This window comes from Streptomyces sp. NBC_01408, assembly GCF_026340255.1.
In the GTDB taxonomy this organism is placed as follows: Bacteria; Actinomycetota; Actinomycetes; order Streptomycetales; family Streptomycetaceae; genus Streptomyces.
In genome coordinates this window covers 60232-80433 of the sequence record NZ_JAPEPJ010000001.1, presented here as the reverse complement: position 1 = coordinate 80433, position 20202 = coordinate 60232, and the positions used below count along the sequence as shown (strand labels likewise).

At 71.0% G+C, this 20202-nt stretch carries 18 protein-coding genes and 1 riboswitch; of the genes, 13 read left to right on the top strand and 5 right to left on the bottom strand.

The features are described from left to right. Positions 1-207: 207 nt before the first annotated feature. On the top strand, positions 208-825 hold the full coding sequence (locus tag OG447_RS00340) for a hypothetical protein (protein ID WP_266934149.1): 618 nt from the start codon (positions 208-210) through the stop codon (positions 823-825). Positions 826-979: 154 nt separating this feature from the next. Here the strand turns inward: OG447_RS00340 and OG447_RS00335 are convergent, their stop codons facing one another. The 4 genes from OG447_RS00335 to gcvT form a co-directional block, all read right to left on the bottom strand. Next, positions 980-2362, bottom strand: coding sequence for an L-serine ammonia-lyase (locus tag OG447_RS00335; protein WP_266934148.1), 1383 nt, complete (start codon positions 2360-2362; stop codon positions 980-982). A gap of 263 nt (positions 2363-2625) precedes the next feature. After that, the gene (glyA, locus tag OG447_RS00330) at positions 2626-3882 is read right to left on the bottom strand and encodes a serine hydroxymethyltransferase (RefSeq protein WP_266934147.1); all 1257 of its coding nucleotides are present in this window, start codon (positions 3880-3882) and stop codon (positions 2626-2628) included. Positions 3883-3897: 15 nt separating this feature from the next. After that, complete coding sequence (gene gcvH / locus OG447_RS00325) at positions 3898-4278, bottom strand: glycine cleavage system protein GcvH (RefSeq protein ID WP_266934146.1); 381 nt, start codon at positions 4276-4278, stop codon at positions 3898-3900. A gap of 111 nt (positions 4279-4389) precedes the next feature. Then, positions 4390-5517, bottom strand: coding sequence for a glycine cleavage system aminomethyltransferase GcvT (gcvT, locus tag OG447_RS00320; protein ID WP_266934145.1), 1128 nt, complete (start codon positions 5515-5517; stop codon positions 4390-4392). Positions 5518-5681: 164 nt separating this feature from the next. Next, positions 5682-5785, bottom strand: a riboswitch (glycine riboswitch). A gap of 181 nt (positions 5786-5966) precedes the next feature. On the opposite strand from gcvT, the gene OG447_RS00315 reads away from it, so the two are divergent. The 11 genes from OG447_RS00315 (at position 5967) to OG447_RS00265 (ending at position 18252) form a co-directional block, all read left to right on the top strand. Then, positions 5967-6647, top strand: a complete 681-nt coding sequence (locus OG447_RS00315) for an AAA family ATPase (RefSeq protein ID WP_266938682.1) — start codon at positions 5967-5969, stop codon at positions 6645-6647. A 154-nt stretch (positions 6648-6801) separates the two neighbouring features. Beyond that, the gene (locus tag OG447_RS00310) at positions 6802-7536 is read left to right on the top strand and encodes an enhanced serine sensitivity protein SseB (RefSeq protein WP_266934144.1); all 735 of its coding nucleotides are present in this window, start codon (positions 6802-6804) and stop codon (positions 7534-7536) included. Between the two features lie 62 nt (positions 7537-7598). Further along, positions 7599-8339, top strand: a complete 741-nt coding sequence (locus OG447_RS00305; RefSeq protein ID WP_266934142.1) for an enhanced serine sensitivity protein SseB C-terminal domain-containing protein — start codon at positions 7599-7601, stop codon at positions 8337-8339. Positions 8340-8813: 474 nt separating this feature from the next. Then, complete coding sequence (locus OG447_RS00300; protein WP_266934141.1) at positions 8814-9806, top strand: ABC transporter permease; 993 nt, start codon at positions 8814-8816, stop codon at positions 9804-9806. 41 nt (positions 9807-9847) lie between these two features. Then, on the top strand, positions 9848-11614 hold the full coding sequence (locus OG447_RS00295; protein WP_266934140.1) for an ABC transporter substrate-binding protein: 1767 nt from the start codon (positions 9848-9850) through the stop codon (positions 11612-11614). A 146-nt stretch (positions 11615-11760) separates the two neighbouring features. Then, positions 11761-12762 (top strand): ABC transporter permease, encoded by a 1002-nt coding sequence (locus OG447_RS00290; RefSeq protein ID WP_266934139.1) that lies wholly within the window; start codon positions 11761-11763, stop codon positions 12760-12762. Positions 12763-12857: 95 nt separating this feature from the next. Beyond that, complete coding sequence (locus tag OG447_RS00285; RefSeq protein ID WP_266938681.1) at positions 12858-13880, top strand: ABC transporter ATP-binding protein; 1023 nt, start codon at positions 12858-12860, stop codon at positions 13878-13880. A gap of 5 nt (positions 13881-13885) precedes the next feature. After that, on the top strand, positions 13886-14974 hold the full coding sequence (locus tag OG447_RS00280; RefSeq protein ID WP_266934137.1) for an ABC transporter ATP-binding protein: 1089 nt from the start codon (positions 13886-13888) through the stop codon (positions 14972-14974). A gap of 331 nt (positions 14975-15305) precedes the next feature. Further along, a complete protein-coding gene (locus OG447_RS00275; RefSeq protein ID WP_266934136.1) occupies positions 15306-15962 on the top strand; it encodes a trimeric intracellular cation channel family protein in 657 nt (218 codons plus the stop codon). A 48-nt stretch (positions 15963-16010) separates the two neighbouring features. Beyond that, on the top strand, positions 16011-16868 hold the full coding sequence (locus OG447_RS00270; RefSeq protein WP_266934135.1) for a thioesterase family protein: 858 nt from the start codon (positions 16011-16013) through the stop codon (positions 16866-16868). Positions 16869-17088: 220 nt separating this feature from the next. Then, the gene (locus OG447_RS00265; protein WP_266934134.1) at positions 17089-18252 is read left to right on the top strand and encodes a cysteine desulfurase family protein; all 1164 of its coding nucleotides are present in this window, start codon (positions 17089-17091) and stop codon (positions 18250-18252) included. Between the two features lie 75 nt (positions 18253-18327). On the opposite strand, the gene OG447_RS00260 is transcribed toward OG447_RS00265, so the two are convergent. Next, a complete protein-coding gene (locus OG447_RS00260) occupies positions 18328-18996 on the bottom strand; it encodes an N-acetylmuramoyl-L-alanine amidase (RefSeq protein ID WP_266934133.1) in 669 nt (222 codons plus the stop codon). A gap of 69 nt (positions 18997-19065) precedes the next feature. On the opposite strand from OG447_RS00260, the gene mnmA reads away from it, so the two are divergent. Beyond that, entirely contained in the window at positions 19066-20199 is a 1134-nt protein-coding gene (gene mnmA / locus OG447_RS00255) for a tRNA 2-thiouridine(34) synthase MnmA (RefSeq protein ID WP_266934132.1), read from the top strand. Positions 20200-20202: the final 3 nt, after the last annotated feature.

The window sequence follows — 20202 nt, the reverse complement described above, 5'->3', positions numbered from 1 at the left end:
CCCCCCGATTCTCCAGAGACGGGGACAGTGCTGTCACCCGTAGAGACACCGGCCGCCCCCCGGCGGTTGCACCCGGGGGACGGGAGATGACCGACGCCTTCCCGCCCGCCGTCGAGGGCCGGGAAGACGTGAATCCACCCGTGGGCAACTCGCTTTGATGGCAGGGTGGTTGACTGACCAAGGCCCCGTGTGACTGGAGAGAACCGGATGCGTTTTCACCGCTTTCCCCGTCGTGTACTGGTCGCCGCGGCCCTCGTCCTGGCGGCCACCGCCTGCGGCGGCGACGCGGACGGCGAGGTCGCGCAGGAGGGTGCGGGGGGCTACCCCTGGAAGGCCACGGACGAGATCTGCAACGCGCTGCCGTACGGGGAGCTCGCCGACCCGCTGGGCGCCCGGGAGGAGGCCGCCGACCGGAACAAGAGGGCGGGCGGGGGCGCGCCCGGCGTCCAGTGCGTCCAGCCGCTCGTCGAGACCGGCCCGGCGAAGTACGGGAACGTCAAGGTGGAGCTGGACTTCTCCTACGGAGACAGCGTCGACTTCGCGAAGGACGTCTTCGGCAAGGTGAAGGCCGACCCGGCCCGGGTGCAGCCGGACGGCGGCCTGGCCGAGGTGCAGGGCGTCGGCAAGGAGGCGTACCGGATCCTCTTCAACAAGCCGACCGAGCTGCGCCAGGTCCGCGAGCTGCGCCTGCGGGACAGCAACCTGATGATCGACGTGACCGTCACGGCCGAGGCCCGCACGCCCCCCACCCCCGAGAGCCTGAAGGCCTTCGACGCCTCGGTGGACGACTTCGCCCGGGGCGCCCTGAAGGCCCTGCGCGGCTAGCAGCGGGGGCGCGGGAGGGAAGGGGGCCACGAGGCCGGGAGAGGCGGCGCGGCGCAGCGCAGGTCCACGCCGAGGGCCGGCCGCAGGGCTCGGCGCACGCGCGCCGGGCCCCCGCGGGTCACTCGTACGTGATCAGTACGGAATCAGTGCGGGATCAGCACTCGATGACGTTGACCGCGAGGCCGCCGCGGGCCGTCTCCTTGTACTTGACCTTCATGTCCGCGCCCGTCTCCTTCATGGTCTTGATGACCTTGTCGAGGGAGACCTTGTGGCTGCCGTCGCCGCGCATCGCCATCTTGGCGGCGGTGACCGCCTTGACCGCGGCCATGCCGTTGCGCTCGATGCACGGGATCTGCACCAGGCCGCCGACGGGGTCGCAGGTGAGGCCCAGGTTGTGCTCCATGCCGATCTCGGCCGCGTTCTCGACCTGCTCGGGGGTGCCGCCGATGACCTCGGCGAGGGCGCCGGCCGCCATGGAGCAGGCCGAGCCCACCTCGCCCTGGCAGCCGACCTCGGCGCCGGAGATGGAGGCGTTCTCCTTGAAGAGCATGCCGATCGCGCCCGCCGCGAGGAGGAAGCGGACCACGCCGTCCTCGTCCGCGCCCGGCACGAAGTTCATGTAGTAGTGCAGGACCGCCGGCAGGACGCCCGCCGCGCCGTTGGTCGGGGCGGTCACCACGCGCCCGCCCGCCGCGTTCTCCTCGTTGACCGCCATCGCGTAGATGGTCGCCCACTCGCTGCGGTGCATCATCGGGTCGCCCTCGGTGCGCAGCTGGCGCGCCGTGGAGGCGGCCCGGCGCTTGACCCGCAGGCCGCCCGGGAGGATGCCCTCGCGGGACATGCCGCGCGAGACGCAGGACTGCATGACGCGCCAGATCTCCAGGAGCCCCTCGCGGATCTCCTCCTCCGTACGCCAGGCCTTCTCGTTCTCCAGCATCAGCGAGGAGATCGACAGGCCGGTCTCCTTCGCCAGGCGCAGCATTTCGTCGCCGCTGCGGAAGGGGTACTTCAGCACCGTGTCGTCGAGCTTGATCCGGTCCTCGCCGACCGCGTCCTCGTCCACGACGAAACCGCCGCCGACCGAGTAGTAGGTCTTCTCCAGCAGCGGGGCGCCGGAGGCGTCGTACGCGAAGAGCGTCATGCCGTTCGCGTGGTACGGCAGGGAGCGCCGGCGGTGGAGGATCAGCTGGTTCGGCTCGTCGAAGGCGATCTCGTGGCCATCGCCTATCTCCGTGCCCAGCAGGCGCAGGCGGCCGCTCTTGCGGATGCGCTCGACCTCGTCGTCGGCGGTCTCGACGTTCACGGTGCGGGGGGAGTGCCCCTCCAGGCCCAGCAGGACCGCCTTGGGGGTGCCGTGCCCGTGGCCGGTGGCGCCCAGCGAGCCGTACAGCTCCGCGCGCACGGAGCTGGTCTGGGCGAGGAGACCGTCCTTCTTCAGCCGCATCACGAACATGCGTGCGGCGCGCATCGGGCCGACCGTGTGGGAGGAGGAAGGACCGATGCCGATGGAGAAGAGATCGAAGACCGAAATGGCCACGGTGGCGGACTCCCTTGTCTGCTCGTGGGGTGGGAGGGGGGAGGAGTGGTGGATTGTTCGGATTTTGTCCGACAGACGAGCTTAACGCGGCGAGGTGAACGGCTCGTCTCCCCGACGAGGTCGGGGAGGGGTACCGGGCGGGTCGGACGGGTGCCGGTTTCCGGATGTTCCGGCGGCAGGGGGCCGCATCCACCTGCGGCCCCGGTCATGGGGAAGGCCCGGCCTGTGCGCAGACAAAGGCCGGGCCCCTCCCGTGGCGCCGCTTAGAGCGTCGGGTACAGCGGGAACTTCGCGGCGAGCGCGGAGACGCGCGCCTTGAGGTCCTCGCTGTCGTAGGCGGGCTTCAGTGCGGCCGCGATGATCTCCGCGACCTCGGTGAAGTCCTCCGCGCCGAAACCGCGCGTGGCGAGCGCCGGGGTGCCGATCCGCAGACCCGAGGTGACCATCGGCGGCCGCGGGTCGTTCGGGATGGCGTTCCGGTTGACCGTGATGCCGATCTCGTGGAGCCGGTCCTCGGCCTGCTGGCCGTCCAGCTCGGAGTTGCGCAGGTCGACCAGGACCAGGTGGACGTCCGTACCGCCGGAGAGGACGGAGACGCCGACCTCGGTGACGTCCGGCTGCACCAGGCGCTCGGCGATGATCTTCGCGCCCTCCAGGGTGCGCACCTGGCGCTCCTTGAAGTCCTCCGAGGCCGCGATCTTGAAGGAGACGGCCTTGGCCGCGATCACGTGCTCCAGCGGGCCACCCTGCTGACCCGGGAAGACCGCGGAGTTGATCTTCTTGGCCAGCTCCTGCGTCGACAGGATCACGCCACCGCGCGGACCGCCGAGGGTCTTGTGCGTGGTGGTGGTGACGACGTGGGCGTGCGGCACCGGGTTCGGGTGCAGACCTGCGGCGACCAGACCGGCGAAGTGCGCCATGTCGACCATCAGGTACGCGCCGACCTCGTCCGCGATGCGGCGGAAGGCGGCGAAGTCCAGCTGGCGCGGGTAGGCGGACCAGCCGGCGACGATCAGCTGCGGCTTGGACTCCTTGGCGAGGCGCTCGACCTCGGCCATGTCCACCTGGCCGGACTCGTCGACGTGGTACGGGACCACGTTGTAGAGCTTGCCGGAGAAGTTGATCTTCATGCCGTGGGTCAGGTGACCGCCGTGGGCCAGGCTCAGACCCATGATCGTGTCGCCCGGCTTGAGCAGCGCGAACATCGCGGCGGCGTTCGCCTGCGCACCCGAGTGCGGCTGGACGTTCGCGGCCTCGGCGCCGAACAGCGCCTTGATGCGGTCGATCGCGATCTGCTCGACCACGTCGACGTGCTCGCAGCCGCCGTAGTAGCGGCGGCCGGGGTAGCCCTCGGCGTACTTGTTGGTCAGGACCGAGCCCTGGGCCTCCATGACGGCGACCGGAGCGAAGTTCTCCGACGCGATCATTTCCAGGGTGGACTGCTGGCGCACGAGCTCGGCGTCGACGGCGGCGGCGACGTCCGGGTCGAGTTCGTGGAGAGGGGTGTTCAGTACAGACATCAGGGTCCCCTGGGGTCAGTTACCGGCGGTGAGAGCGGCGTACTGCTCGGCGGAGAGCACGTCCTTGGGCTCCTCCGAGATGCGCACCTTGAAGAGCCAGCCACCCTCGAGGGGGGCGGAGTTCACCAGCGCCGGGTCCTCCACGACGTCCTGGTTGGACTCGACGATCTCGCCGGAGACGGGGGAGTACAGGTCGCTGACCGACTTGGTCGACTCCAGCTCGCCGCAGGTCTCGCCCTCGGTCACGGTGTCGCCGACCTCGGGGAGCTGGGCGTAGACGACGTCACCGAGCGCGTTGGCCGCGAACTCCGTGATGCCGACCGTCGCGACGCCGTCCACGGCGTCCGACAGCCACTCGTGCTCCTTGGTGTAACGCAGCTTCTCGGGGTTGCTCATGACCTGATTCTCCTGGATGCGGGGGAGTGGATACGAACAGTGGTCTTGGGTACTGAGACGGAGCCGTACGGATGCCCGGAGGCCTTCCGAACGGCGGAGATCGTCGCGGAACTACTTCTGCCGCTTGTAGAACGGCAGGGCCACGACCTCGTACGGCTCATGCGTACCGCGAATGTCGACGCCGACGCCGGAGGTGCCGGGCGCGGCGTGCGCCGCGTCCACGTACGCCATCGCGATCGGCTTGCCCAGGGTCGGGGAGGGCGCGCCCGAGGTGACCTCGCCGATCACCTGGCCGGCGGGCCCGCCGACGGCGACAACTGAGAACCCGGCGCGCGGGACGCGGCGGCCCTCGGCGATCAGGCCGACCAGCTTGCGCGGCGGGTTGGTGGCGGCGCGCTCGGCGGCGGACTCCAGGGCGGCGCGGCCGACGAAGTCGCCCTCCTTCTCGAACTTCACTACCCGGCCCAGCCCCGCGTCGAACGGGGTGAGGGAGGTGTTCAGCTCGTGCCCGTACAGCGGCATGCCCGCCTCCAGGCGCAGGGTGTCGCGGCAGGACAGCCCGGCCGGGACCAGGCCGACGCCCTCGCCCGCCTTGGTCAGCGCCTGCCACAGCTCCACGGCGTGCTCGGGCGAGACGAACAGCTCGAAGCCGTCCTCGCCCGTGTAGCCCGTACGCGCGATCAGCGCGGGCACCCCGGCGACCGTGCCCGGCAGGCCGGCGTAGTACTTGAGGCCGTCCAGATCGGCGTCGGTGAGCGACGCGAGGATGCCGGGGGACTCCGGGCCCTGCACCGCGAGCAGCGCGTACGCGTCGCGGTCGTCACGGACCTCGGCGTCGAAACCGGTGGCACGCTCGGTGATCGCGTCCAGGACGACCTGGGCGTTGGAGGCGTTGGCGACGACCATGTACTCGGTCTCGCCCAGGCGGTAGACGATCAGGTCGTCGACGATCCCGCCGTCCTCCTGGCAGATGTGCGTGTAGCGGGCGCGGCCGACACCGACGGTCGAGATGTTGCCGACCAGCGCGTAGTCCAGGACCTTGACGGCCTCGCGGCCGGTCAGCGTGATCTCGCCCATGTGGGAGAGGTCGAAGAGGCCGGCCTTGGTGCGCACGGCGTTGTGCTCGTCGCGCTCGCTGCCGTACCGCAGCGGCATGTCCCAGCCCGCGAAATCGGTCATGGTCGCACCGAGGGAACGGTGCAGCGCATCGAGGGCGGTCAGACGGGGGGCAGTGCTCATGGGTGTGGCTCCCGGGTCCCAGGGCATCGACATGACATGACGAGGACGTTCCTCCCCATCTGTCATCGGAACCTGAGAGGTTCGCCGAGAGCCCCGGTCACCGGGGAGCGTCGACTTGCACCTTGGGTGGAGCTGCTGCAACACAGCTCGCTTTTCAGATCTGCCTCATCCACGCGGTACGGGGCCTGAGAGATTCAAGGGAGGTTCTTGCTCCTTCGGCGCCCGCGCACGGCCTTGCGGCGTGCCGGGACTCTCCCGCGCGGATTCAAGCGGCCGGTATGCAGTTGGTCCAGATGGCGCACATCATTGCACGCCATGCTCGTGATCGGGCGTGCGGGCCCGGAAGTCTGTCCGGGCTTCGGACAGCCGGACCGGAACCGGGACTGCCGGATTACCGTCTCTTTACACTCAGTGGGCAAGGGTCCTGGTGACCCGATTCGGGGGAGGCGATCACTGTGCGGCGATTCGGACTGCTGGCGACGACCGGGACCGTGGACGGGGTTCCGGCACAGCGTGGTGCGCGGGGGCGCACGGGCGCGCCGGAAGCCGGTCTCGGCCGGGTCCGCGACCTGCGCGGGCCGGGCGTCAGCGGCCCCCAGCGGCTCGGTTTCGCCGAGGGGGACATCGTCGTGGTCTCCGGCCTGCCGGGAGGCGGCAAGAGCACCCTGATCAAGCGGGCGGCCGCCGAAGGCGGCTCCATCGACTCCCAGGACACCCGTGAGCGCTGGGAGCGCCGGATGCCGGCCGCGCTGCCCTACGCCGTGTACCGGCCGCTGGTCCGGGCCGACCACTACTGGGGACTGTGGCGGACCCTGCGCTCCGGCGCCTCGGTCGTCGTCCACGACTGCGGTACGCAGACCTGGGTACGGGCCCTGCTCGCGGCCTCCGCGCGCCGCCGGGGCCGGGCGCTGCACCTGCTGCTGCTCGACAGCAGCGCCGAGGAAGCGCTGGCCGGGCAGGCCGCCCGGGGCCGGCGCGTGTCCGCGTACGCCTTCGCCCGGCACCGCGGGGCCGTGGCCCGCCTGCTCCGCGACGCCGAGTCCGGCCTCCCGCCGGCCGGCTGCGCCTCGGCGACCCTCCTGGACCGGGCCTCCGCGACGACGGTCAGCCGGATCTCCTTCCACGGCTGACCATTCCAGCCCCGCCGGCGTTCGAGGCGCGGGGTCCGGGGCGGAGCCCCGGCAGCGGCGCGGCAGCCGAATCCGCCGGAGCCCCGTACAACCGGCGGAGCCCGGGCCGATAACCTCGGCCACGACAATCCGCAGCATCACGGAGGCACAGGACATGCAGGGCAGCGGCTGGCCGGGGAATGAGCTGGAGCAGGTGCTCGGGACGGCACTGGGGCAGCCGGACGCCGGCGGGCGGATCCTCGAGGTGCTCGGGCGCAGCCAGGTGTGGGTGCCGCTGCCCGGCGGCGGCGGTCCCGACTCGGCCGGCCTCAGCCTGCCCACGATGGACATCGGCGGGGCGGCGTACGTGCCGGTGTACAGCTCCGAGGCCCAGTTCCTCGCCTGCGTCGGCCCCGGCATGGACTTCGCGGTGGCCCCCGCCGTCGAGTTCGCCCGCGGGCTGCCCCCGCAGCTCGGCATCGCCGTGAACCCCGAGGGCGCCGTCGGCGTCCCGCTGCCGCCCGCCGCCGTCGCCGAGCTGTGCCGGACCGGCCGGACCCCGCTCGACGGGCCGGCCACCGGTGGCCGGGTCCGGCTGTACGAGCCCGACTGGCAGGACGACCCTGTGGACTTCCTGGCCGCCGCCGCCGAGGAGTTCCGCGCCGTCGGGGTGGTCACCGCGGCCTACCGCTGCCTCGCGAGCGTCGAGGGCGGGGCGCCGCAGCTGTTCATCGGTGTCCGCCTGGTGGGATGGGACCCCGGGACGCAAGGCGCCCCGATGGAGGCCCTCGGGCGGGCCCTGGCCCGCGTCCCGGCGCCCTGGCCCGTGCAGTTGATTCTCCTGGACGCCGCGGAGGACCCGGTCACGGACTGGATTCGTGAGCGCGTACGCCCCTTCTACGTCCCGTAGCGCCGCTTAAGCTATTCACGCGTTGGCGATGGGCGGAATGAAGAGACGAAGAGGGGTACCGGGTGAGTGCGTCAGGCACGGCCGCGGCCGGGCAGGTCGAGCACATGCTGCGCCAGGTGACTCCCGGGCGCTTTGAGAGCTACGAGTCACTCCTGCACGCCCTCGCCGAGGGCCGGCTGTGGATGCTGCTCTGGCAAGGGCAGCCGGGCTCCCCGGACGCCCAGTACGGCGGCATGGAGGTCGAGAGCCTGGGTTACGCGCCCTGCGTGACCTCGCCGCAGGAGCTGGCCGCCAGCGGCTGGAACCGGGGCTACGAGGTGGTCACCGGGCGGGACATCGCCCGCGCCCTCTACCCGGACCGCTGGGGACTGTGGCTCAACCCGCACGCCCAGGGCGGCGGCATCGGCATTCCCTGGGCCGACCTGCGCCGGATCGCGACCGGGCTGGACCGGATGCCGGCCGGGCCGCTGCGGCTGTCGGAGCCCGCCATCGAGCTCCCCCAGTTCTACGGGCTGCTGACCCAGCACGCGCACCGCACGCCCGCCGTCCGGTCGCTGCGCCGGGCCTGGGTGCAGCCCGCGATCGGGTCGGCGTACCTCGCGGTCGGGCTCGACCTGTACGACGCCTCCGCGCCCGCGCTGGAATCCGTACGGGAGATGATGCGCCAGTCGGTCGGCGTGGTCCCCGAGGGCGTCCCCGTGTGCACGGTCGCGCTGGGGGACGAGCACGACCCCGTCGCGATGTGGCTGCGCGCGCAGACCCGCCCCTTCTACGACCGCGAGGGCCAGGCCCCGTCGTACTGACCGCATCCGCATATTGAGACATCCGTCTCGAAGGCCGCACCGGAGCCCATCGGTGCGGCCTTCGGCATATCCGGGAATGCGTCCAAGAAGCGTGCCGCAAATGGCAGTTGGGCGGGATGTCCGTTCCGGGCTGAACGGGCAGTGTTTCACCGCTGAACAGGGCCCGCGGTTCGGATAACGGAAGGTGTAGACGCAGATCACGGTTGCGCATCACATCCCCGGGGGGTCTGGCGGGCGATTGAGCGCCCGATGAAGACTCCCCACCCAAGAGCCGCTCAGTCCTCCGAGACCCGGCTCGGTACGTGCACTTCGCTTGTTGCTCCGCACAGCATTGCCCGCACTTCCTGCATGAGATTCCTGCACTTCATACGCGTCCTGTGTATCCCACGCACTCCGAGCGCCACTCCGCACCAACGCCGCCACAGCGGCGGGCATGGGCCGGCCACCCGTCGGCCGAGAGGGGTCCCCACCACGATGACGGCACCACTGCATGACACGAGCGCGGAAACCCCCGCTCCCGTGTCCGTAGCCGACGTCCCTGCCAAGGCCATCGAAGGCCGCTCGCCCGGCCGCATCGCCTGGATGCGGCTCAAGCGCGACAAGATCGCGCTGACCGGCGGCGTGGTCGTGATCCTCCTGATCCTGGTGGCAGTCTTCGCGCCGCAGATCGTGAGCCTGCTGGGCCACCCGCCCAACGAGTTCCACGAGGACCTGCTCGACCCGGACCTGGGCACGCCGATCGGTTCGTTCGGCGGCATGAGCTCCGAGTTCCTGCTGGGCGTCGAACCCACCAACGGGCGCGACGTCTTCAGCCGGATCGTCTACGGCGCCCGGATCTCGCTGGTCGTCGCCTTCCTGGCGGCCTTCGTGTCGGTCGTCATCGGCAGCCTGCTCGGCGCGCTCGCCGGCTTCCTCGGCGGCTGGGTCGACGGCGTCATCAGCCGCGTGATGGACCTGCTGCTGGCCTTCCCGCAGCTGCTGTTCACCATCGCCCTGGTCTCCGTGGTGCCCAACTCCCTCTGGGGATTCGAGGGTTCGGGCGTCCGGATGGGCGTACTGGTCGTCGTCATCGGCTTCTTCGGATGGCCGTACATCGGCCGTATCGTCCGCGGCCAGACGATCTCCCTGCGGGAGCGCGAGTACGTCGAGGCCGCACGCAGCCTCGGAGCAGGCCGCGGCTACATCCTGATCAAGGAGCTGCTGCCCAACCTGGTCGCCCCGATCCTCGTCTACGCGACGCTGATCATCCCGACCAACATCCTGACGGAGGCGGCCCTCAGCTTCCTCGGCGCCGGCGTCAAACCGCCGACCGCCTCCTGGGGAAAGATGCTGTCCGACGCCGTCCCCATCTACCAGGACGACCCCATGTACATGGTGGTCCCCGGTATCACGATCTTCATCACCGTCCTGGCGTTCAACCTCTTCGGGGACGGGCTGCGTGACGCACTCGACCCCAAGGGCAGCTGAACAGCTTCAACGATTCACCCACCTATGGAGGTTGGACAACCGTGATCCGCAGAAAGCAGGCACTCGCGATCACCGCCGTGATCGCCGCCCTGTCCCTGACCGCCGCGTGCGGTGGCAAGGACGGCGAGAAGAAGCCCGAGGGCAAGGGTGGCGGCGCCGCCGCCTTCAACGCCGCCACCACCGGCGTCGTGAACCCCTCGGACGCCAAGGGCGGCGAGCTCAAGCTCTGGTCCCCGCAGGACGTCGACTACCTCGACCCGGCGCGTGCCTACTACGGCTTCGTGTGGAACATGCAGCGCCTCTACGTGCGCCAGCTGCTGGCGTACGACAGCAAGCCGGGTGAGGCGGGCACCAAGCTGGTCCCGGACCTCGCCGAGGCCCTGCCGGTCCTGAGCAACGACGGCAAGACGTACACCGTCAAGCTCAAGGACGGGGTGAAGTTCGACGACGGCACCCCGGTGACCTCGAAGGACATCAAGTACGGCATCGAGCGCGTCTTCGCGCAGGACGTGCTGTCCGGCGGTCCCACCTACCTGCTCGACCTGCTCGACCAGGGCCAGAAGTACCCCGGCCCGTACAAGGACACCGACCCGGACAAGATGGGTCTGAAGTCCGTCCAGACGCCGGACGACAAGACGATCGTCTTCAACCTGGCGAGCGCCAACTCCGACTTCAGCTACCTGCTGGCGATGCCGTCCTCCTCGCCGGTCCCGAAGGCCCGTGACGAGGGCGCCACCTACACCAACAAGCCGGTGTCCACCGGCCCGTACAAGGTGGAGAGCTTCACCGCGGGCAAGGGCGCCACCTTCGTCCGCAACGAGCACTGGGACCCGAAGACGGACACGATCCGCACGGGTCTGCCGGACAAGGTCTCCTTCACGGTGACGACCAACCCGGACGACATGGACCAGCGCCTGCTGTCGGGTGACATCGACCTCGCGGTCGACGGCACGGGCATGCAGCAGGCCGGAAAGAACAAGGTTCTCAAGGACGAGGCGCTCAAGAAGAACGCGGACAACCCGTTCACGGGCTACATCCGTTACTTCGCCTTCCCGCAGACGGTCGCGCCGTTCGACAACATCGAGTGCCGCAAGGCCGTCATCTATGCGGCCGACCCGAAGTCCCTGCAGACCGCCCGCGGCGGCCCGACCAGCGGTGACCTCGGCGCCAACATGCTGCCGCCCGGCATCCCCGGCTCGGACAAGTCCTACGACCCCTTCAACCTGACGAAGGGCGAGCCGCAGGAGGACAAGGCCAAGGAGGCCCTCAAGGCCTGCGGCAAGCCGGAAGGCTTCGAGACCACCATCGCCGTGCGCAACAACCGCGCCCCCGAGGTGAAGTCCGCGGAGTCCCTCCAGGCGGCGCTCGCGAAGGTCGGCATCAAGGCGACGATCGACCAGTTCGACGGCAAGCTCTCCTCCTCCACGATCGGTTCGCCCGAGAACGTGAAGAAGAAGAACTACGGCATCATCGTCATGGGCTGGGGCGCCGACTACAACTCCGGCTCGGGCTTCCTGCAGCCGCTGGTCGACGGATCGTTCATCCTGCCGAACGGCAACAACAACTACACCGAGCTGAACGACCCCGAGGTCAACGGGCTCTTCGACAAGGCCGCCGCAGCCGCGACGCCCGAGGCCGCGGCCCCGTTCTACACGGACGTCAACAAGAAGATCATGGAGAAGGCCCTCTACCTCCCGATCAACTTCGACAAGGCGTTCGTGTACCACAACCCGCGCCTGACCAACGTCTACTTCAACGACTCCATGGGCAAGATCGACCTCGCCACCCTGGGTATCGCCGCCAAGTAGTCGCCGCCCCGGCGGAGAACCAACTCAGCACATAAGTAAGTGCCTTCACCGCACATGCGCTAGTCCGAAGGGCAGGTGAAGGCCGCAGGCGGTGGCCGCCGTCCCCACAAGGGGCGGCGGCCACCCGCCCCGGGCGGCCGACTGCAGTGCTCGTCTACCTCATACGGCGTCTGTTCAATGTCGCCGCCACGCTGCTGGTGGTCTCCGTGGTCACCTTCGGCATCTTCTTCGCGGTCCCGAAGCTGACCGGCAGCGACCCCGCGCTCATGTACGCCGGACGCGAGACCAACGAGACCGCCCTGGCGGGCATCCGCGTGAAGATGGGCTTCGACAAGCCGATCTCCGAGCAGTACCTGCTCTTCCTCAAGGGCATCTTCGCCGGCCGCGACTACGACGGCGGCACGGATGTCACCCACTGCGCGGCGCCCTGCTTCGGGTACTCCTTCAAGACCGAGGCGCCCGTCTGGGAGACCATGATCGACCGGATGCCGGTCACCCTCTCGCTCGCCCTCGGGGCGGCCGTGATCTGGGTGATCGCCGGTGTGGCCACCGGCGTGGTCTCGGCGCTCAAGCGCCGGACCGCCATCGACCGCACCGTCATGGTCGGCGCGCTCGCCGGCGTCTCCCTGCCGATCTTCTTCACCGGCATGGTGGCTCCCGCGATCTTCGTCTACAGCCTCGGCTGGCTGGACGTCTCCAACTACCAACCCCTGACCGAGGATCCAGGAGCCTGGCTCAACAGCCTGATCCTGCCCTGGGTCACCCTGGCCTTCCTCTTCGCCGCCACCTACGCCCGCATCACCCGCGCCACGATGCTGGAGGTGCTCGGCGAGGACTACATCCGAACGGCCCGCGCCAAGGGGCTCAAGGAGGGCGTGGTCATCCGCAAGCACGCCCTGCGCTCCACCCTCACCCCGATCGTCACCATGTTCGGCCTCGACCTCGGCGGACTCCTCGGCGGTGCGGTGCTCACCGAGACGACCTTCAACTTCCAGGGCCTGGGAACGGCCGCCGTGGCCGCGATCGGCGCCGGCGACCTCCCCGTGATCATGGGAGTCACCTTGCTCGCCGCGCTCTTCGTGGTGATGGCCAACCTGATCGTGGACCTGCTGTACGCCGTCATCGACCCGCGCGTGAGGCTGACGTGACCGAGAACCCCGCCTCTTCCCCCGGCACCGGCACCGGTACCTCCGGCGAGCCCGCCTTCGTCCCCGAGCAGGCCGGGCCACGGGACGGCGCCTACCTGTCCGTGCGCGACCTCAAGGTGCACTTCCCCACCGACGACGGACTGGTCAAGTCCGTCGACGGGCTCTCCTTCGACCTCGAACGCGGCAAGACGCTCGGGATCGTCGGCGAGTCCGGCTCGGGGAAGTCGGTGACCTCGCTGGCCATCATGGGCCTGCACCGCACCGGCAACGCCCGCAGCCGCCCGCACATCTCGGGCGAGGTACGGCTCGACGGCGAGGACCTCGTCAGCGCCGACGCCGACTACGTGCGCCGGCTCCGCGGCCGCAAGATGGCCATGGTCTTCCAGGACCCGCTGTCCGCGATGCACCCGTACTACTCGGTCGGCGCGCAGATCATCGAGGCCTACCGGACCCACCAGAACGTCGACAAGAAGACGGCCCGCAAGCGGGCGGTCGAGATGCTCGACCGGGTGGGCATCCCGGAGCCCCACCGGCGCGTGGACGCGTACCCCCACGAGTTCTCCGGAGGTATGCGTCAGCGCGCGATGATCGCCATGGCGCTGGTCAACAACCCCGAGCTGCTCATCGCGGACGAGCCGACCACCGCCCTGGACGTCACCGTCCAGGCGCAGATCCTGGACCTGATCCGCGATCTGCAGAAGGAGTTCGGCTCCGCGGTCATCATGATCACGCACGACCTCGGCGTCGTCGCCGAGATGGCCGACGAGATCCTCGTGATGTACGGCGGCCGGTGCATCGAGCGCGGCACCGCCGAGAAGGTGTTCTACGAGCCCCGCCACCCGTACACCTGGGGGCTGCTGGGCTCGATGCCCCGCATCGACCGCGACCAGACCGAGCGCCTCATCCCGGTCAAGGGCTCGCCGCCCAGCCTCATCAACATCCCCAGCGGCTGTGCCTTCAACCCGCGCTGCCCGTACGCCGACGTCCCCAAGGGCGGCATCACCCGCACCCAGCGGCCCGAGCTGATCCAGGACGACAGCCGGCACTGGTCCGCCTGCCACATGTCGCAGGAGGAGCGGACCCGGATCTGGACCGAAGAGATTGCGCCGAAGCTGTGACCGACATGAAGAAGACCGGCGCGCCGAAGGCCTCCGAAGAGGCGTCCGCGGAACCGCTGCTGAAGGTGACCGGCCTGGTCAAGCACTTCCCCATCAACAAGGGGCTGCTGCGCCGGCAGGTCGGGGCCGTCAAGGCCGTGGACGGGATCGACTTCGACGTCCGGCGCGGTGAGACGCTGGGCGTGGTCGGCGAGTCCGGCTGCGGCAAGTCCACCATGGGCCGGCTGATCACGCGGCTGCTCGAACCGACGGGCGGAACCGTCGAGTTCGAGGGCAAGGACATCACCCACCTCGGGGTGGCGGGCATGCGCCCGCTGCGCCGCGATGTGCAGATGATCTTCCAGGACCCGTACGGATCACTGAACCCGCGGCACACGGTCGGCGCCATCGTCTCCGCACCGTTCAAGCTCCAGGGCGTCACCCCGGACGGCGGGATCAAGTCGGAGGTGCAGCGGCTGCTGTCCCTGGTCGGCCTGAACCCGGAGCACTACAACCGCTACCCGCACGAGTTCTCGGGCGGCCAGCGCCAGCGCATCGGCATCGCGCGGGCGCTGGCGCTGAACCCGAAGCTGGTCGTGGCCGACGAGCCGGTCTCGGCGCTGGACGTGTCGATCCAGGCCCAGGTGGTCAACCTGCTGGACGACCTCCAGGAGGAGCTCGGCCTCACGTACGTGATCATCGCGCACGACCTGTCGGTCATCCGGCACGTCTCCGACCGCATCGCGGTGATGTACCTGGGCAAGATCGTGGAGCTCACCGACCGCAAGTCGCTGTACGAGTCCCCGATGCACCCCTACACGCGGGCCCTGCTGTCGGCCGTACCGGTGCCGGACCCGAGGAGGCGGGGCGCCAAGAGCGGCCGCATCCTGCTCAAGGGCGACGTGCCGTCGCCGATCTCGCCGCCGAGCGGCTGCCGCTTCCACACGCGGTGCTGGAAGGCGACCCAGATCTGCACCACGCAGGAACCGCCGATGCTGGCACTGAAGACGGGTCACCAGGTGGCCTGCCATCACCCGGAGAACGCCCCGGACCAGGCCCCGGGCGACCAGCCCCTGCCGGGTGCGGCGGAAGCGGTGGCGCTGGTGACGGACTGACGACCACCCCCCGGGCGGGGCCGAAACCGCGGCACGCCGCACACCGGCCCCGCCGAGGGAATCTCCAGCCCCGCCGGGGGGCACATCCAGCCCCGCCGGGGGCGCCGCGGCAAGCCCTCCGGCGATGAGGCGCGGCGGCCATTCCAGCCCCGCCGGCGTTTGAGGCGCGGGGTCTGGGGCGGAGCCCCAGGTCCTGAAGCCGCACCGGCCCGGGCCCGGCGGTGCGCCCCGCACCCAGCGCCCCGCACCCCCGAGCCCCCGCGGCGGCCCGCCGGGCAGCGGCCCGCGCCCCGCGGCGCCCCGCGCCCCGCCGCCAGGCGACAATGACCCGGTGCTCCACGATCTCTTCCCGCCCGGGATCCAGCATGCCCTGGACCTCGCCGGCATCTTCGTCTTCGCCACCGCGGGCGCCCTGCTCGCCGTCCGCAAGAACTTCGACGTCTTCGGCATCGCTGTCCTCGCCCTGGTCACCGCCCTCGGCGGTGGCCTCTTCCGCGACCTGGTGATCGGCGCCGTCCCGCCGGCCGCCTTCGGCGAGCTCAGCTTCTTCGTCACCCCGCTGGTCGCCGCCGCGCTCGTCTTCTTCCTGCACCCCGAGGTCCAGCGGATCAACCGGGCCATCAACGTCTTCGACGCGGCCGGCCTCGCGCTGTTCTGCGTGACGGGCACCACCAAGGCCTACGAGTACGGCCTCGGCCTGACCGCGTCCGCCGCGCTCGGCCTGGCCACGGCCGTCGGCGGCGGCGTCCTGCGCGACGTACTCGTCAACGAGGTGCCCTCGCTGCTGCGCGACCGCGAGATGTACGCCGTACCCGCCACGGTCGGCGCCGCGATGGTCGCCGTCTCCATCGGCCTGGACTCCCTGAACGCCTTCACCACCGGCCTCGCGATCGTGACCACGTTCGTCCTGCGGCTCCTCGCCATGCGCTACCACTGGCGGGCGCCGCTGGCCTGGAACCGCCGCTCGTCCGTGGCCGAAGAGCCGTAACAAAAAGAAAGCTACCGCTTAGTAGCAAGCCGGTGTACCGTCGATTTCATGGCATACGCAGCGGCCCAGGCATCCATCGGCGACAGCGAGTTCGACCGCGACACCACCATCGTTCCGCGCGCGGACGAGCCCGGGGTGTACGACGCGGAACTCTCCGCGGGATGGACCATCATCACCGCCGTCAACGGCGGATATCTGCTGGCCCTGGTCGGCCGGGCCCTGTCGGCGGCCCTGCCGCACCCGGACCCCTTCACCGTCTCCGCGCACTACCTGACCTCCTCCGTGCCCGGCCCCGCCGTGATCCGCACGCAGGTGGTGCGGATCGGCCGCACCCTCTCCACCGGCCAGGCCTCCCTCTTCCAGTACGACGAGAGCGGCGCCGAGATCGAGCGCATCCGCGTCCTCGCCTCCTACGGAGACCTCGGGGCCCTGCCGGACGACGTGCGCACGGTCGCGCTGCCGCCCGCCATGCCCGCCTACGAGGACTGCCTCGGCGCCGAAGCCGGCCCGGCCCCGATCCCCGGCAGCTCCGCCATCGTGGACCGGCTGCGGCTCCGGCTGGACCCCGCGACGGCGGGCTGGGCCGTCGGCGCACCCTCGGGCAAGGGGGAGATGCGCGCCTGGTTCGAGCTGGCCGACGGCCGCGACGCCGACCCGCTGTCCATGCTCCTCGCGGTGGACGCGCTGCCGCCCACCGCCTTCGACCTGGGCCTGATCGGCTGGGCGCCGACCGTCGAACTCACCACCCACATCCGCCGCCGTCCCGCTCCGGGCCCGCTGCGGGTCTCCATCACCACCCGCAACCTGGCCGGCGGCTTCCTGGAGGAGGACGCCGAGGTCTGGGACTCCGCCGACCACTTGGTCGCCCAGTCCCGCCAGCTGGCCCGCGCACCGCGCCAGCAGTAATCCAGCCCCGCCGGGCACCGCCCCCAGCCTCACCGGGCACCCTCCAGCCCCGCCGGCGTTTGAGGCGCGGGGTCTGGGGCGGAGCCCCAGGAAACGGAGAAAGGGCGGGGCGGGGACCAGCTCCGCGCAGCGGCCCCCACCCGCCCCGACCCGCCCCGCCCCGCAGGGCACGGCCCCGCGGGGCGGAGCCCCACCGGCGGACTCGTAGAATCGGGGGATCATGGCCTACCTCGACCACGCCGCCACCACGCCGATGCTGCCGGAGGCCGCTGCGGCGATGACCGCGCAGTTCGCCGCCACGGGAAACGCGTCCTCCCTGCACGCTGCCGGCCGCCGCGCCCGCCGTACCGTCGAGGAGGCCCGCGAGGCCCTCGCCGAGGCGATCGGCGCCCGCCCGAGCGAGGTGGTCTTCACCGCCGGCGGCACGGAGGCCGACAACCTCGCCGTGAAGGGCCTCTACTGGGCCCGCCGGGACGCCGATCCCCGCCGGACCCGGGTCCTCGCCAGCCCCGTTGAACACCACGCCGTCCTCGACGCCGTCCACTGGCTCGCGGAGCACGAGGGCGCGCAGGTCGAGTACCTGCCCGTGGACCGCTACGGGCGGGTACACGCCGAGGCCTTCCGCGAGGCAGTCGAACGCGCCCCCGACACCGTGGCCCTGGCCACGGTCATGTGGGCCAACAACGAGATCGGCACCGTCATGCCGGTCCGCGAACTGGCCGCCGTCGCCCGGGAGCACGGGATCCCGCTGCACTCCGACGCCGTCCAGGCCTTCGGGCAGCTCGACGTTCGCTTCGGGGACAGCGGCCTCGCGGCCATGACCGTCAGCGGCCACAAGATCGGCGGCCCGTACGGCATCGGCGCCCTCCTCCTCGGCCGGGACCAGAGCCCCGTACCCGTCCTGCACGGCGGCGGCCAGGAGCGGCACGTCCGCTCCGGCACCCTCGACGTGCCGGCTGTCGCCGCCTTCGCGGTGGCCGCCGTCCTCGCCGCCGAGCGCCGCGAGCGCTTCGCCGCCGAGATCGGCGCCCTGCGGGACGAGCTGATCGGCGCCGTCCGCGCGGCCGTGCCCGACGCGGTCCTCGGCGGAGACCCCGACGACCGGCTCCCGGCCAACGCCCACTTCAGCTTCCCCGGCTGCGAGGGCGACTCCCTGCTGCTCCTGCTCGACGCCCAGGGCATCGAGTGCTCCACCGGATCGGCCTGCACCGCGGGCGTCGCCCAGCCGAGCCACGTCCTGCTCGCCACCGGGACCGACCCGCAACTGGCCCGCGGCACCCTGCGCTTCTCGCTCGGCCACACCTCCACCAAGGAGGACGTTGCCGCCCTGGCCGCCGCCATCGGCCCGGCGGTGGAACGAGCCCGCACGGCCGGACTCAGCTAGAGCTGCGGCAGCACCAGCGCTGTGGCCGGGCCCCGTCCGGCCACAGCACTGGCCCGTCCCCCAGGGGGAACACGCTCAGGCGGCCTGGGTCCGCAGCGCCTCGCCGACCATGCGGACGTAGCGGTCCCAGTCCCAGTGGCGGCCCGGGTCCGTGTGGTCGGCGCCCGGGACCTCCGAGTGGCCCACGATGTGGGTGCGGTCCGCCGGTATGCCGTACCGGCGGCAGATGTCGGCCGCCAGCCGCGCCGAGGCCGCGTACATCGCCTCCGTGAAGTCCCGCGGGCGGTCCACGAAGCCCACGTGCTCGATGCCGACGCTGCGCTCGTTCATCGAGCGGTTGCCCGAGTGGAAGGCCACGTCCAGCTCGCGCACCATCTGCTCGATGTGCCCGTCCTGGCGCACTATGTAGTGCGCCGACGCCTTGTGCCACGGGTTCCTGAAAGCATCCACCGAGGACTCGAAGCCGCCCTGTGTGACATGGACGACGATCCGGTCCACCCGGTAGTCGTCCGGCCGGTCCGCCAGCCGCCAGTTCGCCGGAGACGCCGCGGTCCAGCTCGCGCCAGCGTGGTCGAGCTCACCCTCCTTGCGCGGCTTGGCCACCCCCGGCAGCAGCCACCAGGCCCGCGCGATCTCCTCCCGGCCGGCGACGGCAGCCACCGTGAGAACCCCCAGCCCCCCGAACAGCACGGCCCTGCGGGTCCTGCCGCGGCCCGCCTCGGCCTTCTCGCCCTTGATCCCCATGTGATCCACCCCCTTGCACCCGATAACGCGCTGTGACCCCGCGCGGTTCCCCGTACTCTGGACGGTGCTATGACTGAGAACCTGCCGCGCACCGCCCGCCCCCTCCGCGTCCTGGCCGCCATGTCCGGCGGCGTGGACTCCGCCGTCGCCGCCGCCCGCGCGGTCGAAGCCGGGCACGACGTGACCGGCGTCCACCTCGCGCTGTCCGCGAACCCGCAGTCCTTCCGGACCGGCGCCCGCGGCTGCTGCACCATCGAGGACTCCCGCGACGCCCGCCGCGCCGCCGACGTCATCGGCATCCCCTTCTACGTCTGGGACCTCGCCGAGCGCTTCCGCGAGGACGTCGTGGAGGACTTCGTCGCGGAGTACGAGGCCGGGCGCACCCCCAACCCCTGCCTGCGCTGCAACGAGAAGATCAAGTTCGCGGCGCTGCTCGACAAGGCCCTCGCCCTCGGCTTCGACGCCGTCTGCACCGGCCACTACGCCACCGTCGTACTGAACGAGGACGGCACCCGCGAACTGCACCGCGCCTCCGACATGGCCAAGGACCAGTCGTACGTCCTCGGCGTCCTCGACGAGAAGCAGCTCGCCCACGCGCTCTTCCCGCTCGGCGACACCCTCACCACCAAGGACGAGATCCGCGCCGAGGCCGAGGAGCGGGGCCTGGCCGTCGCGAAGAAGCCCGACAGCCACGACATCTGCTTCATCGCCGACGGTGACACCCAGGGCTTCCTCGCGAACCGCCTCGGCAGGGCCGAGGGCGACATCGTCGACGAGTCCGGCGAGAAGGTCGGCACCCACGAGGGCGCCTTCGGCTTCACCATCGGCCAGCGCAAGGGCCTGCGCATCGGCCACCCAGCCGCCGACGGGAAGCCGCGCTACGTCCTCGACATCTCCCCGGTGAACAACACCGTCACCGTCGGCCCCGTCGAAGCCCTGGACGTCACCGCGCTGACCGCGATCCGCCCCCGCTGGTGCGGCGGGGCCGCCGCCGCCCCGGGCACCTACACCGCGCAGCTGCGCGCCCACGGCGGCGAGACCGAGGTCTTCGCCGAACTCGTGGACGGCGAGCTGCGCGTCTCCTTCACCGAACCGGTCCGCGGCGTGGCCCCCGGCCAGGCGATCGTCCTCTACGACGGCACCCGCGTGGTCGGCTCCGCCACGATCGCCACGACCACCCGGGCCACGGCCGCCGCCGTCTAGGGG